Source organism: Pantoea sp. K16 (assembly GCF_048452805.1).
Lineage (GTDB): Bacteria > Pseudomonadota > Gammaproteobacteria > Enterobacterales > Enterobacteriaceae > Pantoea > Pantoea agglomerans.
Genome location: NZ_JBLWNV010000023.1, coordinates 1 through 17262 on the forward strand (window position 1 = coordinate 1; position 17262 = coordinate 17262).

The 17262-nt window shown below is 58.3% G+C and carries 11 protein-coding genes and 1 riboswitch; of the genes, 8 read left to right on the forward strand and 3 right to left on the reverse strand.

All coding sequences use genetic code 11. From position 1 onward, the window contains the following. Positions 1-234: 234 nt before the first annotated feature. Positions 235-1413 carry an MFS transporter gene (locus ACK13D_RS21415; RefSeq protein WP_010253833.1) on the reverse strand — a complete coding sequence of 393 codons (1179 nt, stop codon included), beginning with the start codon at positions 1411-1413 and terminating at the stop codon, positions 235-237. 253 nt (positions 1414-1666) lie between these two features. On the opposite strand from ACK13D_RS21415, the gene sgrR reads away from it, so the two are divergent. From sgrR to thiQ, 4 genes are all read left to right on the forward strand, one after another. Then, positions 1667-3328, forward strand: coding sequence for an HTH-type transcriptional regulator SgrR (gene sgrR / locus ACK13D_RS21420; protein WP_033770955.1), 1662 nt, complete (start codon positions 1667-1669; stop codon positions 3326-3328). A gap of 35 nt (positions 3329-3363) precedes the next feature. Next, positions 3364-3466: riboswitch (TPP riboswitch) on the forward strand. A 46-nt stretch (positions 3467-3512) separates the two neighbouring features. After that, complete coding sequence (gene thiB, locus ACK13D_RS21425) at positions 3513-4499, forward strand: thiamine ABC transporter substrate binding subunit (protein ID WP_122889270.1); 987 nt, start codon at positions 3513-3515, stop codon at positions 4497-4499. Continuing rightward, complete coding sequence (thiP, locus tag ACK13D_RS21430; protein ID WP_033787387.1) at positions 4475-6085, forward strand: thiamine/thiamine pyrophosphate ABC transporter permease ThiP; 1611 nt, start codon at positions 4475-4477, stop codon at positions 6083-6085. The genes thiB and thiP overlap by 25 nt, the downstream gene beginning before the upstream one ends. Further along, on the forward strand, positions 6069-6770 hold the full coding sequence (gene thiQ / locus ACK13D_RS21435; protein ID WP_031594583.1) for a thiamine ABC transporter ATP-binding protein ThiQ: 702 nt from the start codon (positions 6069-6071) through the stop codon (positions 6768-6770). The genes thiP and thiQ overlap by 17 nt, the downstream gene beginning before the upstream one ends. Positions 6771-6775: 5 nt before the next feature. Here thiQ and ACK13D_RS21440 read toward each other — a convergent pair whose 3' ends face one another. Then, the gene (locus ACK13D_RS21440) at positions 6776-7540 is read right to left on the reverse strand and encodes a DedA family protein (RefSeq protein WP_010253821.1); all 765 of its coding nucleotides are present in this window, start codon (positions 7538-7540) and stop codon (positions 6776-6778) included. A gap of 168 nt (positions 7541-7708) precedes the next feature. Between ACK13D_RS21440 and polB the strand changes: the two genes are divergently transcribed. The 3 genes from polB (at position 7709) to rluA (ending at position 13821) form a co-directional block, all read left to right on the forward strand. Further along, complete coding sequence (gene polB, locus ACK13D_RS21445; RefSeq protein ID WP_095522737.1) at positions 7709-10069, forward strand: DNA polymerase II; 2361 nt, start codon at positions 7709-7711, stop codon at positions 10067-10069. Between the two features lie 152 nt (positions 10070-10221). Beyond that, a complete protein-coding gene (rapA, locus tag ACK13D_RS21450; protein ID WP_010253817.1) occupies positions 10222-13128 on the forward strand; it encodes an RNA polymerase-associated protein RapA in 2907 nt (968 codons plus the stop codon). Positions 13129-13167: 39 nt separating this feature from the next. Beyond that, the gene (gene rluA / locus ACK13D_RS21455) at positions 13168-13821 is read left to right on the forward strand and encodes a bifunctional tRNA pseudouridine(32) synthase/23S rRNA pseudouridine(746) synthase RluA (protein ID WP_010253813.1); all 654 of its coding nucleotides are present in this window, start codon (positions 13168-13170) and stop codon (positions 13819-13821) included. 63 nt (positions 13822-13884) lie between these two features. Here the strand turns inward: rluA and djlA are convergent, their stop codons facing one another. Continuing rightward, positions 13885-14694: a co-chaperone DjlA gene (gene djlA / locus ACK13D_RS21460; RefSeq protein WP_010253811.1), complete on the reverse strand. Its 810-nt coding sequence runs from the start codon at positions 14692-14694 to the stop codon at positions 13885-13887. Positions 14695-14876: 182 nt separating this feature from the next. Between djlA and lptD the strand changes: the two genes are divergently transcribed. Further along, positions 14877-17252, forward strand: a complete 2376-nt coding sequence (gene lptD, locus ACK13D_RS21465; protein WP_010671814.1) for an LPS assembly protein LptD — start codon at positions 14877-14879, stop codon at positions 17250-17252. Positions 17253-17262 lie beyond the last annotated feature (10 nt).

Sequence of the window (17262 nt, forward strand, 5' to 3'; positions counted from 1 at the left end):
GGTGCCGGGCAGGGGCAGGCAATCCGCAGCGCTGAACAGAATGAGTCTGCCAGGAGAGCCCGCAGGACGCGGGCGAAAGGCGGGGCGGCACAGGATGTGCCATCCCCGGCGGTCCGTCAGGCAGAGGAATGAAGTGAAGGAACCGCGCAGCGGCGCGAGGACCGCCAGCCCCTGCGCGGCACCAGACTGCGTTATCACCTGTCGCTTAACTGACTGGCATTACGCCCTTCTTCTTTATACGTCGCGCACTCGTGCCGACATCACCAGCGCTACAATCGCCAGCCCGAATGCCAGCCAGTAAACCGCCTCATGTCCCAGTCGCTCACTGAGCGTTCCCTGAATCACCCCAGCCAGAATCATGCCGGTCGAGATCGAGTTGGTGAACATGGTGGTCGCTGCACCAGGCCGTCCTGGCATCAGATCCTGAAACCACAGCATCCCTATGCCAGCAATAATCCCGACAAACACCGCGTTAAACAGCTGCAACACCATCAGCGACGTGCGGGAATTGAACAGCACCAGCCCCAGATAAAACAGTACGCCAGCCGCCACCGCGATCAGCATTAACCGGCGCTTGCCGATACGCCGCGCGTAATGTCCAGCCAGCAGCATCACCGGGATCTCCAGCCCCGCAGCCGTTCCCATCAGCAGACCGGCCAGCTTCTCAGGCAGCCCCAGCGTGGTGCTGATATAGAGCGGCATATCGATGATATACATAGTGTTGCAGGTCCACATCGCGACTGAGGCCAGGAACAGTAAACGCACATCCCGATCGCGCCAGCCACTTAGCGGCAGCCCGCCGCTTTGCATCAGGGGCTGCGAACGTGGCACCGACGGCACGGTGAACCAGACCAGCAGGATACAGATCAGAAACAGTGCGGCGGCCACCATAAATAGCGTCACAAAGCCGTAGTTCAGCGCCAGCGCGAAGGAGAGCGGCGGCCCAATCACCCACGCCAGCGACAGCTGTGCACGCATCACCGAACTGAACATCACCGCTTCACGCGCCGACTGATCGGCATATTCCCGCGCCAGCGCAAACAGCTGAGGCATCGAGACGCTGGCCAGCGCCGACAGCAGCACGCCCAGCGTCAGCAAGGTCAGATAGTGGCGGGTAAAGGCAAACAGCAGCGCATTGACCAGCGCCATCAGGCAGCAGAAGAGAATGATATGACGACGATCGCCGACGCTGTCAGAGCGCTTTGCCACCAGCATGCTCACCACGATACCGGCCACCGCATTGATGGTGAAAAACAGTCCGACCCAGAAGGGCCGCGCCTGCACCTCGCGCGTCAGAAACAGGCTGAGCGTCGGCGCCTGCAGTGCGCCCGCGATGCCCAGCATGAACGAGGCGACCATAAAAGCGAGGTAAACCGGATTGATGCGGCGCTGCCGCGTTAACAGCGATTTCATACCGAAATCCCTTACAGAACAAACAGAGGGGAAAAAGAAGGGTAGACGATACCGCGCAACATGAAAAAAGCCAGCAGAGATCATCTGCTGGCGGTGTAAATGCACCCTACTCAGAAAAGCACTCCGCTGTACAGCGAAGTCAGGGTCGAACGCCATTCAGTGCTGAATGCCTCCCGCTCTTCCCATAACGCAAAGTTTGCTCTTAAAATAGGGCAAGAAAAACAGAGCGCTTTTCACCGGGAGTTCCTCTTTTATGTCCTCATCACGTCTGAAGCAGCAGTTCATTCGCCTGTGGCAGAGCTGTCAGGGGCAAACGCAGGAGATTACCCTCAGCGAACTGGCTGACCTGCTGCACTGCTCGCGCCGCCATATGCGCAATCTGCTCAACCGGATGCAGGCCGCGGGCTGGCTAATCTGGCAGGCGGAAGCCGGACGCGGCAAGCGTTCACAGCTTACCTTCTGCTATACCGGACTGGCCCTGCAGCAGCAACGTGCCGAGGATTTGCTGGAGCAGGATCGCATCGATCAGCTGGTCCAACTGGTGGGCGATAAAAATCAGGTACGGCAGATGATCGCCGCGCATCTGGGACGCAGTTTCCGTCAGGGCAAGCATATCCTGCGGGTGCTCTACTATCGTCCGCTGCTCAATCTGCTGCCCGGTTCGCCGCTGCGGCGCTCCGAAACCCACATTGCGCGACAGATTTTCAACGGCCTGACGCGGATAAATGAGGAAAACGGGGAAATCGAGCCCGATATTGCGCACCACTGGCAGCAGACTTCCCCGCTTCACTGGCGCTTCTTTCTGCGTCCGGCGATTCGCTTTCATCACGGCAGAGAACTGGAGATGGAGGATGTGCTGGCCACGCTTGAGCGTCAGCGCCCCCACCCACTCTTTTCCCATATCGAGCAGATCGACTCGCCCGCGCCCTGGACGCTGGATATCCGCTTAAGCCAGCCCGATGAAGGGTTGCCCTGGCTGCTGGGCAGCGTCAGTGCGATGATCCTGCCGCGCGAATGGCCGACGCTGCACGATTTTGCCCGCCAGCCCGTTGGCACCGGTCCTTACCGGGTGATCCGCAATCAGGAGAGTCAGCTGAAGATCGAAGCGTTTGATGACTATTTTGGTTTTCGCGCCCTGATTGATGATGTCTCTATCTGGGTACTGCCCGACATCAGCGATGAGCTGGTTTATGCCGGTGTCCGCCTGCAGGGCGATGGAGCCGATGAGATTCAGGAGGAGAGCCGTCTTGAAGAGGGCTGCTACTATCTGCTGTTCGACCAGCGTTCAGAGCAGGGACGCAACGAGGCGGTCCGGCGATGGGTCAGCTACCTGTTTAATCCTATCGCCCTGCTCAATCACGCCGGTGTCGGCTACCAGCGCTACTGGTTTCCGGCGTATGGCCTGCTGCCGCGCTGGCATCACCGGCGCGACCTGACGCCAGTGGAAAAACCGCCCGGCTTAACCCACCTTACGCTGACCTGGTACAGCCAGCACGTGGAGCATGAAGGCATCGCTAACGCGCTGCGTCCGCTACTGGCAGAACATGGCGTCACGCTGGAGACCCGCGAGATCAGCTACGAAAGCTGGTATCAGGGCGAAGCGGAAAGTGATATCTGGCTTGGCAGCGTGAACTTTACCCTGCCGCTGAATTACTCTCTGTTTGCGCAGCTTTATGAGATCCCGTTGCTGCATCACTGTCTGCCGATCGACTGGCACAGCGATGCGGCCCGCTGGCGCGAGAAAACGCTGCCGCTGGCCGAATGGAGTAAACAGTTAGTCGAAGAAGCGGGTCTTCATCCGCTGTTTCACCACTGGCTGCTGCTTGAAGGTCAGCGCAGCATGCGCGGCGTTCGGATGAATACGCTGGGCTGGTTTGATTTTAAATCCGCCTGGTTCGCGCCACCCGCGCTGTGAGGCTTTCGCCCCGGCGCTGAAATGACTAGAATGTGACGTTCTCAACGGGGTGCCGCCTGCCGCCAGCAAGCAGCTGAGAGATACCCGTCGAACCTGATTCGGTTAATACCGACGTAGGGATTTGGGAGGCCTCTGTGCTCAGATCCTTTGCGACTCATCCCCTATTCTCCTGAAGGAGCGCAAAGTGTTAAACAAAGTTCTGCCGGTGCTGCTGTTACTCTCCGCCCCCGTTCTGGCGGCTAAGCCGGTTCTCACGGTCTACACCTACGACTCCTTCTCCGCTGACTGGGGCCCTGGCCCGGCGGTTAAAAAAGCCTTCGAGGCGCAGTGCAACTGCGAGCTGAAATTCGTCACGCTGGAAGATGGCGTGTCGCTGCTGAACCGCGTGCGCATGGAAGGGAAAAACAGCAAAGCCGATCTGGTACTGGGGCTGGATAACAATCTGGTACAGGCGGCGCAGAAAACCGGTCTGTTTGCCGAAAGTCAGGTCGATACCTCGACATTAAAACTGCCCGGCGGCTGGCACAACACCACCTTCGTGCCGTTTGATTATGGCTACTTCGCGTTTGTCTATGACAAAACCCGGCTGAAGAATCCGCCAAAAAGCCTGAAAGAACTGGTCGACAGCCCGGAGAAGTGGCGGGTGATCTACGAAGATCCCCGTACCAGCACCCCCGGCTTAGGCCTGCTGTTGTGGATGCAGAAAGTCTATGGCGATCAGGCACCGCAGGCGTGGCAGAAGCTGGCGCAGAAAACCGTGACGGTGACCAAAGGCTGGAGTGAAGCCTATGGCCTGTTCCTCAAGGGCGAAGGCGATCTGGTGCTGAGCTACACCACCTCACCGGCTTACCACATCATCGAAGAGAAAAAAGAGAACTATGCCGCCGCGCCGTTTGCAGAGGGCCACTATCTGCAGGTTGAAGTTGCCGCGCAGTTAGCCAGCAGCAAGCAGCCGGCGCTGGCACAGCAGTTTATGAAGTTTATGGTGTCACCCGACTTCCAGCGCACTATCCCGACCGGTAACTGGATGTACCCGGTAATCGACACGCCGCTGCCTGCCGGTTTTAGCGCGCTCACTGTGCCCGCCACCGCCCTGCAGTTCTCGCCGGAAGAGGTTGCCAGCCAGCGTTCAGGCTGGATCAGCCAGTGGCAACGCGCCGTCAGCCGCTGATGCCGCGCTGGCTTATCCCCGGTTCGCTCGCCACGCTGCTGTTAATCAGCGTGGCGCTGCTGGCCTTCGGTGCACTCTGGAGCGCCGCGCCAGAGAATGACTGGCGCAGCGTGCTGCAGGATGATTACCTGCATCACGTTATCGCCTTCTCTTTTGGTCAGGCGCTGCTCTCCGCGCTGTTGTCGCTGCTGCCAGCGGTGCCGCTGGCGCGCGCGCTCTATCGACGCCGTTTTCCTGGCCGTCAGCTGCTGCTGCGTCTGTGCGCCATGACCCTGGTGCTGCCGGTGCTGGTGGCGGTATTTGGTCTGCTCACCGTCTATGGTCGTGTCGGCTGGCTGGCGCAGCTGTGCCAGCTGGCAGGGATTGATTACCACTTCTCTCCCTACGGTCTATCGGGCATTTTGCTGGCGCACGTCTTCTTCAACCTGCCGCTGGCGACCCGCCTGATGCTGCAGGCGCTGGAGAGCATTCCGGCGGAACAGCGTCAGCTGGCGGCACAGCTCGACCTGCGCGGCTGGCACCATTTTCGTCTGCTGGAGTGGCCCTGGCTGCGGCGTCAGCTGCTGCCGACCGGCGCGCTGATCTTCATGCTCTGTTTCGCCAGCTTTGCCACCGTGCTCTCGCTGGGCGGCGGCCCGCAGGCGACGACCATCGAGCTGGCGATTTTCCAGGCGCTGAGTTATGACTATGATCCGGGACGCGCTGCACTGCTGGCGCTGATCCAGCTTGGCTGCTGCGTGACGCTGGTGCTGCTCAGCCAGCGCTTCAGCAAGGCCATTCCCGCCGGAACCAGCCAGCTGAACGGCTGGCGCGATCCGCAGGATTCGCGCGGGGCGCAGCTGGTTGATGCGCTGCTGATCCTGCTGGCGCTGATCCTGCTGCTGCCCCCGCTGGCGGCGGTCATCATCGATGGTCTGCACGGCGGACTGCGCGGCGCGCTGGCGCAGCCTGCTCTCTGGCAGGCGACGTTTACCTCACTGCGCATCGCCACCGGCGCCGGTCTGCTCTGTGTGGTGCTGACCATGATGCTGCTGTGGAGCAGTCGCGAGCTGCGCCTGCGTCAGCGCCCGGCGGCGGCAACCCTTATCGACACCAGCGGCATGCTGATTCTGGCGATGCCAGGCATCGTGCTCGCCACCGGCTTTTTCCTGCTGTTTAACGCCACCATTGGTCTGCCGGCGTCGGCGGACGGGCTGGTGATCTTCACCAATGCGCTGATCGCCATTCCCTATGCGCTGAAAGTGCTGGAGAACCCGATGCGTGACGTCGCGGAGCGTTACGGCAGACTCTGTGATTCGCTGGATATTCATGGCTGGAACCGGCTGCGGCTGATTGAACTGCGGGCGCTGAAACGTCCGCTGGCCCAGGCGCTGGCCTTTGCCTGCGTGCTGTCGATCGGTGATTTTGGCGTGGTGGCGCTGTTTGGTACTGCCGATTTCCGCACCCTGCCGTTCTACCTTTATCAACAGATCGGTGCCTATCGCGGTGCTGACGGTGCAGTGACCGCGCTGCTGCTGCTGCTGCTCTGTTTGTTGCTGTTCACCCTGATGGAAAAATTACCAGGCCGCCATGCTGACACTGAATAACCTCACGTACCTTTATCAGCATCTGCCGATGCGCTTTAGTCTCAACGCCACCCGCGGCGAGCGCATCGCGATCCTCGGCCCCAGCGGGGCCGGTAAAAGCACCCTGCTGAGCCTGATTGCCGGTTTCCTGCCGGTGAAACAGGGCACCCTGATGATTGACGGCCAGGAGCACACCCACAGCGTGCCGGCCAGACGGCCGGTTTCGATGCTGTTTCAGGAGAACAACCTGTTTCCGCACCTCAGCGTGCAGCAGAACATGGCGCTGGGATTGCACCCCGGACTGAAGCTGAGCGCCGGACAGCGCCAGCAGCTTGCAGCGCTGGCCGATCAGGTGGGATTAGGCGATCTGCTGACGCGGCTGCCGGGCGAGCTGTCAGGCGGACAGCGACAGCGCGTGGCGCTGGCACGCTGTCTGCTGCGTGACCGTCCGGTGCTGCTGCTGGATGAGCCTTTTTCTGCGCTGGATCCCGCGCTGCGTGGAGAGATGCTGCAACTGGTGCGTTCGGTGTGTGAAGCGCGCAGCATCACGCTGCTGATGGTGTCGCACAGTCTGGAAGATGCCCAGCAGATTGCGCCGCGCAGCGTGGTGATTGTGGATGGCCGGGTTTACTGGGATGGCGAGACCCGACAGTTACTGTCGGGCGACACGCGGGAGGCCGACGTGCTCGGCATCCCGCGTCGTTAAGCGATTCAGGCGAAGAAAACCTGCCACAGCAGATGACGGAAAATGGGCATCATCGGATGGAACTGAATACCGACGAAAGCCGCGACGGCAATCACCAGCCCCAGCGGCCCTGCCCAGCGCAGGCGCTCAGGCGGCAGCCAGGCCGATGCCCAGTCGCGACTCTTGCCGCTGCGCCACCAGCGCCAGCATAACCAGACACCCAGCCAGATCAGCAGTGCTGCGCCGAGTAACAGCCATTTAAAGCTGCCGCCCTGCGCGGCTTTGGGCACATCGATCGCCACACCCGCCAGAATACCGGGCAGCAGATAGAGCGGCGGCCAGAGAATGCAGCCGATAATGTTCGGCGGCAGGAATTTACGCACCGGCAGCTCCAGCATACCGGCCGCCAGCGGGATCAGCGGACGCGTGGGGCCAACAAAGCGTCCGACCAGAATCGTAAACATGCTGTGCTGATGCAGGGCGTGCTCAGTTTTATCCAGCAGGCCTTTATACTTTTGCAGATACTTCCAGCGATGCAGCGGCCCCTGAAATTTCCAGCCGATGCCGTAGGAAACCCAGTCACCAATCAGGCAGCCCGCAAAGCCCGCCGCCCAGGCCGGATAAAGGCCAAGTTCGCCACTGCCGACCAGCGCGCCCAGACTGGCCATCATCACCGTACCTGGCAGCAACAGCCCGACCAGCGCCAGCGACTCCAGAAACGTCACCAGCGCAACGGCAAACAGCGCCCACTCCAGGGACTGCGTAATCAGTTGTTGAATCCAGGCTTCCATAATCATCCTAAGTAAAAGCAGAAGGCTGGATTGTCCTGAGCCAGCCACACAGCGTCAAGGCAAGAATTGTAGGACAATGTTGACAAAAGCGGGTGGCGGGAACTGTATAAATATCCATGTTATACTGAAGCGGTTTTCTCATCCTGAAATGCTGAGTCCGGAGAACATCTGAATATGCCCCGCGCAGGTTTTCTGCTCACCCGCCACTGGCGCGACAGCCCGCATGGCACCGAAATTATCCTCTGGCTCGCGACCGATGCGGGCGCGCAGCGCGTGGTGCTGCCGGTGCAGGAGTCCGTCGCGTTTATTCCTGAGGAATTTCAGGCGCAGGTCAGCGAATTACTGAAAGATGAACGTCAGTTTCGGATTCAGTCGCTGGCGCTGAAAGATTTTCGGCGTCGCCCGGTTTTCGGCCTCTACTGCCAGCAGAACCGCCAGCTACAGCGCATTGAAAAACGGCTGCGCGAAGAGGGTATTCCGGTCTATGAAGCCGATATCCGTCCGCCGGAGCGCTACCTGATGGAGCGTTTTATTACCGCGCCGGTCTGGTTTGACGGCGAGCAGCGCGGTGACAGCGTGGTCAATGCGCGGCTCAAACCCCATCCCGACTATCGCCCGCCGCTGAAATGGGTCTCGCTGGACATTGAAACCACACAGCATGGCGAGCTTTACTGCATCGGGCTGGAGGGATGCGGTCAGCGCCAGGTCTTTATGCTCGGCCCGGCCAACGGTGATGCCAGCACGCTGGATTTCGAGCTGATCTATCTCGACAGCCGGCCGCAGTTACTTGAAGCCCTGAACCAGTGGTTTGCAGAGCATGATCCGGATGTCTTAATTGGCTGGAACGTCGTGCAGTTTGACCTGCGGGTATTACAAAAGCATGCCGATCGTTACGGCATTCCGCTGCGCCTGGGACGCCAGCAGGCCGCGCTGGAGTGGCGTGAACATGGCTTCAAACCCGGCGTATTTTTCGCTCAGGCCAGTGGCCGGTTGATTATCGATGGCATTGACGCGCTGAAATCAGCGTTCTGGGATTTTCCCTCATTCAGCCTGGAGTCAGTGTCGCAGCAACTGCTGGGAGAAGGGAAAGCGATTGATAATCCCTGGCAGCGTATGGAGGAGATCAACTGGCGTTTTGCCAACGATAAACCGGCGCTGGCGCGCTACAACCTGAAAGACTGCGAGCTGGTGACGCGCATTTTTCACAAAACGGCGATTATGCCGTTTCTGCTGGAACGCGCGGCGGTCAATGGACTGGCGGTGGATCGCCACGGCGGTTCGGTAGCGGCCTTTGGTCATCTCTATATTCCGCGGATGCATCGCGCCGGGTTTGTCGCCCCGAACATGGGTGATGTGGCCCCGGAAGCCAGTCCTGGCGGTTATGTGATGGATTCGCGCCCCGGCCTGTATGACTCAGTGCTGGTGCTGGATTACAAAAGCCTCTACCCGTCGATTATCCGCACCTTCCTGATTGACCCGGTGGGTCTGGTGGAAGGGCTGGCCCATCCTGATGATGCCGATTCGATTGAAGGTTTCCGTGAAGCGCGTTTTTCGCGGCATACCCACTGCCTGCCTGCGATAGTTGAACAGATCTGGCTGGGTCGCGAAGCGGCGAAAAAGCAGAATAATCAGCCGCTGTCCCAGGCGCTGAAAATCATCATGAACGCCTTTTACGGCGTGCTGGGCACCAGCGCCTGCCGCTTCTTTGATCCGCGGCTCGCCTCCTCTATTACGCTGCGCGGTCACGCCATCATGCAGCAGACCCGCACGCTGATTGAGGCGGAAGGCTACGACGTCATCTATGGCGACACCGACTCCACCTTTGTCTGGCTGAAGTCGGCGCACAGTGAAGAAGATGCCGCCGCGATTGGTCAGCAGCTGGTGCAGAAAGTGAACGCCTGGTGGCGCGACCATCTGCAGCAGACGCAGGGGCTGACCAGCACACTGGAACTGGAGTATGAAAATCACTTCTGCCGTTTTCTGATGCCCACTATTCGCGGCGCGGAACAGGGCAGCAAGAAACGCTACGCCGGACTGATTCGTGACGCCGCCGGTGAGCGCATGGTCTTTAAGGGGCTGGAGTCGGTGCGAACAGACTGGACGCCGCTGGCAAAAGCATTCCAGCAGCAGCTCTACCACCGTATCTTCCACCGTCAGCCGTGGCAGGATTATATCCGTACAACCGTGGCGCAGTTGCTGGCGGGTGAACTCGACGATCAGCTGATCTACAAAAAGCGGCTGCGGCGTCCGCTGAAAGAATATGAACGAAACGTGCCCCCGCACGTGCGCGCTGCCAGGCTGGCCGATGAGCACAATCGTAAATTAAACCGGCCCTTGCAGTACCAGAATGGTGGCCGGATCCGTTATGTCATCGCCACCGCAGGCCCCGAGCCACTGGAGGCGCGCAGCACGCCGCTGGACTATGACCACTACGTGACGAAGCAACTTCAGCCGGTTGCAGAGGGGATTCTGCCCTTTGTCGAGGGGGACTTTGCTACACTTATTACCGGACAGCTGGGGCTTTTTTGACAGGTGACGAACGTCCTGCCATCCAGTACCATAGCGCCCTTCCTGAAACTCACCGCTCTTAAGTACGCTCCAGGCCTTGTTGTCTGGCGGTAACGCTATTGCCTGAGCTTTGGGAACACCTCTAAAAACGTTAAAATTCGAGCAAAAAATATATGGTTTTTACATTAGGTCAGCGCTGGATTAGTGATACGGAAAGTGAACTGGGACTGGGCACCGTGGTGGCGATCGATACCCGCATGATCACCCTGCTGTTTCCGGCCACGGGGGAAAACCGCCTCTACGCCCGCAACGATTCGCCAGTTACCCGCGTCATCTTTAATCCGGGTGATACCATCACCAGCCACGAAGGCTGGCAGATGCGCGTCGATGAAGTACGCAACGAAAATGACCTGATGACCTATATCGGTACCCGTCTGGATACCGAAGAGAGCGAAGTGATGCTGCGCGAAGTCATGCTCGACAGCAAGCTGGTGTTCAGTAAGCCGCAGGATCGCCTGTTTGCCGGCCAGCTCGACCGGATGGATCGTTTTGCCCTGCGCTTCCGCGCCCGTAAATACCAGAGTGAGCAATATCGCCTGCCAATCAGCGGCTTACGCGGCATGCGCACCAACCTGATCCCTCACCAGCTGCATATCGCCCACGATGTCGGCCGTCGCCATGCGCCGCGCGTCCTGCTGGCCGATGAAGTTGGCCTGGGTAAAACTATTGAAGCCGGGATGATCATCCAGCAGCAGCTGCTGGCTGGCCGTGCCGACCGCGTCCTGATCGTGGTACCTGAAACTTTACAGCATCAGTGGCTGGTCGAGATGCTGCGCCGCTTCAACCTGCGCTTTGCGCTGTTTGATGACGATCGCTATACCGAAGCGCAGCACGACAGCGATAACCCGTTTGAAACGGAGCAGCTGATTATCTGCTCACTGGACTTCGTGCGCCGTAACAAGCAGCGTCTTGAGATGCTGGCCGATGCCGAATGGGATCTGCTGGTGGTCGATGAAGCGCACCATCTGGCCTGGTCAGAAGGCGAGCCCAGCCGTGAATATCAGGTTATCGAACAGCTGGCTGAGAAAACCGCCGGGGTTCTGCTGCTGACCGCAACGCCGGAGCAGCTGGGCATGGAGAGTCACTTCGCCCGTCTGCGTCTGCTCGACCCTAATCGTTTCCATGACTTTGCCGCCTTTGTTGAAGAGCAGCAGCATTTCCGTCCGATTGCCGATGCCGTCACCGCGCTGCTGGCCGATAAAGCGATCTCCCAGGAGGAGATGAACCGGATCAACGATCTGGTCGGCGAGCAGGATATTGAGCCACTGCTGCAGGTCGCCAACAGCGACCGTGACGGCAAGCTGGAGGCGCGTCAGGAGCTGATCTCCATGCTGATGGACCGCCACGGCACCAGCCGCGTGCTGTTCCGTAACACCCGTAACGGGGTTAAAGGCTTCCCGAAACGCGAACTGCACCAGATCCGCCTGCCGCTGCCTGCGCAGTATCAGACGGCGATTAAAGTCTCCGGCATTATGGGCGCGCGCAAAAGTGCAGAAGAGCGGGCGCGTGACCTGCTCTATCCGGAGCAGATTTATCAGGAATTTGAAGGCGACAGCGGCACCTGGTGGAACTTCGATCCGCGCGTGGAATGGCTGATGGGCTATCTCACCACCAACCGCAAAGAGAAAGTGCTGGTGATCTGCGCCAAAGCGGCCACCGCGCTGCAACTGGAGCAGGTACTGCGTGAACGCGAAGGTATCCGTGCAGCGGTGTTCCACGAAGGTCTGTCGATCATTGAACGTGACCGTGCTGCCGCCTGGTTCGCCTCAGAAGAGAATGGCGCGCAGGTGCTGTTGTGCTCCGAGATCGGTTCTGAAGGCCGTAACTTCCAGTTTGCCAGCCGTCTGGTGATGTTCGACCTGCCGTTTAACCCGGACCTGCTGGAGCAGCGTATCGGTCGTCTGGATCGTATTGGCCAGGCGCACGACATCCAGATTCTGGTGCCGTGGCTGGAGCAGACCGCACAGGCGGTGCTGCTGCGCTGGTATCACGAAGGGCTGGACGCGTTTGAACACACCTGCCCGACCGGCCGGACAATCTATGACAGCGTCCATTCGCAACTGATCGGCTATCTGGCCGCGCCGGAAAACAGCGAAGGTTTTGATGCGTTTATCACCGACTGCCGTAAACAGCATGACGCGCTGAAACTGCAGCTGGAACAGGGTCGCGATCGCCTGCTGGAGCTGAACTCCAACGGCGGCGAATCGGCTCAGCTACTGGCCAATGCCATCAGCGAGCAGGATAACGACACCGGCCTGGTGAACTTCGCGCTCAACCTGTTTGATATCGTCGGTATCAATCAGGAAGATCGCAGCGATAACCTGATTGTGCTGACCCCTTCCGACCACATGCTGGTGCCCGATTTCCCTGGCCTGCCGGAAGATGGCTGCACCATCACCTTCAACCGCGATCAGGCGCTGTCGCGCGAAGATACCCAGTTCATTACCTGGGAACATCCGCTGATCCGCAACGGTCTGGATCTGATTCTGTCGGGCGATACCGGCAGCAGCGCACTGTCACTGCTGAAGAACAAGGCGCTGCCGGTGGGGACGCTGCTGGTCGAGCTGATCTATGTGGTTGAAGCACAGGCACCGAAGCATCTGCAACTGACCCGGTTCCTGCCGCCAACGCCAATCCGTCTGCTGATGGATACCAAAGGCACTAACCTGGCGGACAAAGTGGAGTTCGAAAGCTTTAACCGTCAGCTGAATGCGGTTAACCGTCATACCGCCAGTAAACTGGTGAATGCGGTGCAGCAGGATGTGCATGCGATTCTGACCCAGGGCGAAGAGAGCGTGGTCAGCGAAGCGCGTGCGGTGATTGATGCAGCACGTGCCGAAGCGAACGAGAAGCTGGGCGCAGAACTCTCCCGTCTCAACGCGCTGAAAGCGGTGAACCCGAACATCCGTGACGATGAAGTCGAGGCGCTGGAAAGCAACCGTGAACAGGTGCTGGAAAGTCTCGATCAGGCCAACTGGCGTCTCGACGCGCTGCGCCTGATTGTGGTTACACACCAGTAAGCTCAGGGGCCGCATGGCCCCTTATTTTTGGAAAGCCCCATGGAACCTTACAATCCACCGCGTGAACCCTGGCTGCACATCCTTTATCAGGATGCGCACATCATGGTGGTGAACAAACCCAGCGGTCTGCTCTCGGTACCCGGTCGGCTGGACGAACATAAAGATAGCGTGATGACGCGGGTTCAGCGTGATTTTCCGCAGGCTGAATCTGTCCACCGACTGGATATGGCGACCAGCGGCGTGATGGTCGTGGCGCTGACTAAGGCTGCTGAGCGCGAGCTGAAACGACAGTTCCGTGAGCGGGAGCCTTCCAAGACTTACGTGGCCTGCATCTGGGGTCATCCGGCGAAGGAAGAGGGATTGGTTGACCTGCCGCTGATTTGCGACTGGCCAAATCGTCCGAAGCAGATGGTCTGCTTCGAGACCGGCAAAGCCGCGCAGACGGAATATCAGGTGCTGGAATATCGTGCGGATAACAGTGCGCGTGTTTCGCTGAAACCGATTACCGGCCGCTCACATCAGCTGCGGGTGCATATGCTGGCGCTGGGCCATCCGATTCTGGGGGATAACTTCTATGCGCATCCGGAGGCCAAAGCGATGGCGCCCCGTTTACTGCTGCATGCGGAGTCACTGACCATTACCCATCCGGCATTTGGTAATGCCATGACATTTCGTCAGCCCGCCGATTTTTAAGGTTTACTGCTCGCCTGTCACCGTGGCCTCCTCTGTTGCAGAAGCGGCCACGGAACATGGTGTTTACTTAAAGCCTTTCTCTTTGCGAATCAGATCGTACGCCGCCTGAATTTCCTGCGCTTTCTGCTTCGCCATCTCCATCATCTCTGGTGGTAACCCTTTCGCTACCAGCTTGTCAGGATGATGTTCGCTCATGAGTTTGCGGTAGGCGCGTTTGATGGTGGTGGCGTCATCGCTACTCTTCACACCCAGCACGCTACAGGCATCTTCCAGCGTTGGCCCGCGTTGCGCCTGCTGAAAACCGCCTGAACTGCGCTGACCACCGCCAAACTGCTGGCCACCTTCCATCATGCGCAGGAACTGATCGAACTGACCGCGCGAAATGCCCAACTCTTCGGCAATCACATAGAGCACCTGTCGCTCATTGGGATGCAGTGAACCGTCGGCAAAGGCGGCCTGAATCTGGATCTCCAGGAACATCCGAATCAGATCAAACCGGCCAAAACAGGCGCTGCGCAGTTCACGCAGTTTGCTGCGTAACGGATAATCCGCCTGCTTGCCTTCGCGGAACGCGCGCTGGGCAGCCGTGCGAGAGTCACCGTGCAGCTGCATCCGCTCCATTAACAGCGAAGCAATCTGAATATCCGCTTCCGTGACGCGCCCTTTTGACTTGGTCAGATGGCCCATCACCTGAAAGGTGGTGCTGAAAAACAGCGTCTGTCGGGTCTGATTATTTGAGAAGTAAGCCTTGCCTTGCGCGCCGCGTACTTTGTCAATCATATGGCCAATGATCAAACCGATCACAATACCCCAAAAGCCTGCGCCGGAAAGTAATCCCACCGCCAGACCCACAACTTTTCCCCAGTAGCGCATAAACTCCTCAATTCGCCATGCTTGCGGCTGAAAATTGCATTATCATACCTGTCATTTATCTCAGCGCCTAACGGCAACGCTGACTGACCAGGATTAACACTGGCGCAACGCCGGGCAGTAAGTTAGTCTCTGACCCGATTGTCGGCATGATGCCAGTTTTCATGGAATTCTCGATACCGCGTATGAAAAAACATATACCTACCCTGCTGGCCACACTGATCGGCGCAGCCATTAGCCAGCAAGCCTTTGCCGACGATTTGATGTCGCAGTGTATGTTAGGCGTGCCGAGTTATAACCGCCCGCTGGTGAATGGCGATACGAATCAGATGCCCGTCACCATTCACTCCGACGCCGCCAAAGGGAACTATCCCAACGATGCGGTATTCACCGGTAATGTGAATATTGAGCAGGGCAACAGCCGTATGCAGGCGGATGAAGTCCAGCTTCATCAGCGTCAGCAGGAAGGCCAGACCGCGCCCGTACGTACCGTCGATGCGCTGGGTAATGTGCACTACGATGACAATCAGGTCATCCTGAAAGGTCCGAAAGCCTGGTCAAACCTCAACAGCAAAGATACCAACGTCTGGAATGGTCAGTACCAGATGGTAGATCGTCAGGGACGCGGCGTCGCAGATCAGATGAAGCTGCGCGGCGATAACCGCTACACCATTCTGGAAAACGGTACCTTTACCTCCTGTCTGCCCGGCTCCAACAGCTGGAGCGTGGTGGGTTCAGAGGTCATCCAGGATCGCGAAGAGGAAGTGGCGGAAATCTGGAACGCCCGCTTTAAAATCGGTTCCGTTCCGGTGTTCTACAGCCCCTATCTGCAGTTACCGATTGGCGATCGTCGCCGCTCCGGTTTCCTGATCCCGAATGCAAAATATGGCAGCAACAATGGCTTTGAGTTCACGCTGCCCTATTACTGGAACATCGCGCCGCAGGCCGATGCGACCATCACGCCGCACTACATGAGTAAGCGCGGCATGCAGTTTGAAAACGAATTTCGTTATCTGACCACGCTGGGTGCGGGTCTGGTTGAATTCGACTACCTCGGCTCGGACAAACAGTACGATAACGACAAAGCGGTGCGTGGCATCGCCGAAAATGACAGCTCCGATCGCTGGCTGTTCTACTGGCGTCATGCCGGTGTCTATGACCAGAACTGGCGTTTCAACGCGGACTACACCAAGGTCAGCGATAAGTACTACTTCAACGATCTCGACTCGAAGTACTACAGCTCGACCGACAACTACGCCACGCAGAAATTCAGCATCGGCTATGCGGACACCAACTGGGATGCCACGCTCTCCACCAAAGATTTCCAGGTGTTCGGCGATACCACCAGCAATAACGTCTACCGCGCCATGCCGCAGCTGGACGTCAATCTCTATCAGAACGATATCGGCCCGTTTGATGGCCGGGTTTATGCCCAGGCGGTGAAGTTCACCAACGTCAGCAGCCGCTATCCCGAAGCGACCCGTTTACATGTTGAGCCAACGCTGAACCTGCCGCTGTCAAACGGCTGGGCCAGCCTGGATACCGAAGCGAAGTTCCTGGCGACCCACTATCAGCAGACTGACGTTGATTTCTATAACAACGCAGCCAATGGTCTCAGGGGTGATAAGAGCGGCGAACTGGATGAGTCAGTCAACCGCACCCTGCCGCAATTTAAAGTTGATGGTCGTCTGGTGTTTGACCGCGATATGAACTCGGCGGTGGGTTATACCCAGACGCTGGAACCGCGCGTGCAGTACCTTTATATCCCGTATCGTAATCAGAGCAATATCTATCCGTACGACTCAACGCTGCTGCAAACCGACTACACCGGTCTGTTCCGCGATCGTACTTATAGCGGCCTGGATCGCATCGCTTCCGCCAATGAAGTGGCTACCGGCGTCACCTCGCGTATTTATGATAACGATCTGGTTGAACGTTTTAACGTTTCTGTAGGTCAAATCTACTCGTTTACCCCTTCTCGTACTGGTGTGAATCAAACCAGTAAAGAAGATGATACCGGCAGCCTGATCTGGGCTGGCGATACATACTGGAAAATCAGCGATCGCTGGGGCGTCCGTGGTGGGCTGCAATATGACACCAAACTCGACAACGTCTCCCAGGGCAATACCGTACTGGAATACCGTCGTGATGCCGACCGCATGGTGCAGCTGAGCTACCGTTACAGCAGCCCGGAGTATGTTGCGACCGCGCTGAACGATAGCAGCCTGGTCACAAATCCTATCTACAAAAATGGGATTTCACAGGTAGGTACTACGGCCAGCTGGCCGATTGCCGACGCATGGTCTGTGGTAGGCGCTTACTACTACGATACCCGCAACACGCGTCCGGCTTCACAACTGGTTGGCCTGCAATACAGCTCATGCTGTTACGCTATCCGGGTCGGTTACGAACGCAAAATTAACGGTTGGGAAAACAACGACAGTAAGTACGACAACCAAATCTCATTCAACATTGAGCTGCGTGGTCTGAGTCCGAACTATGGCTTAGGCACCAACGATATGCTGCGTCAGGGCATTATCCCTTACCAGCCTGCTTTCTGATGTTGTGATG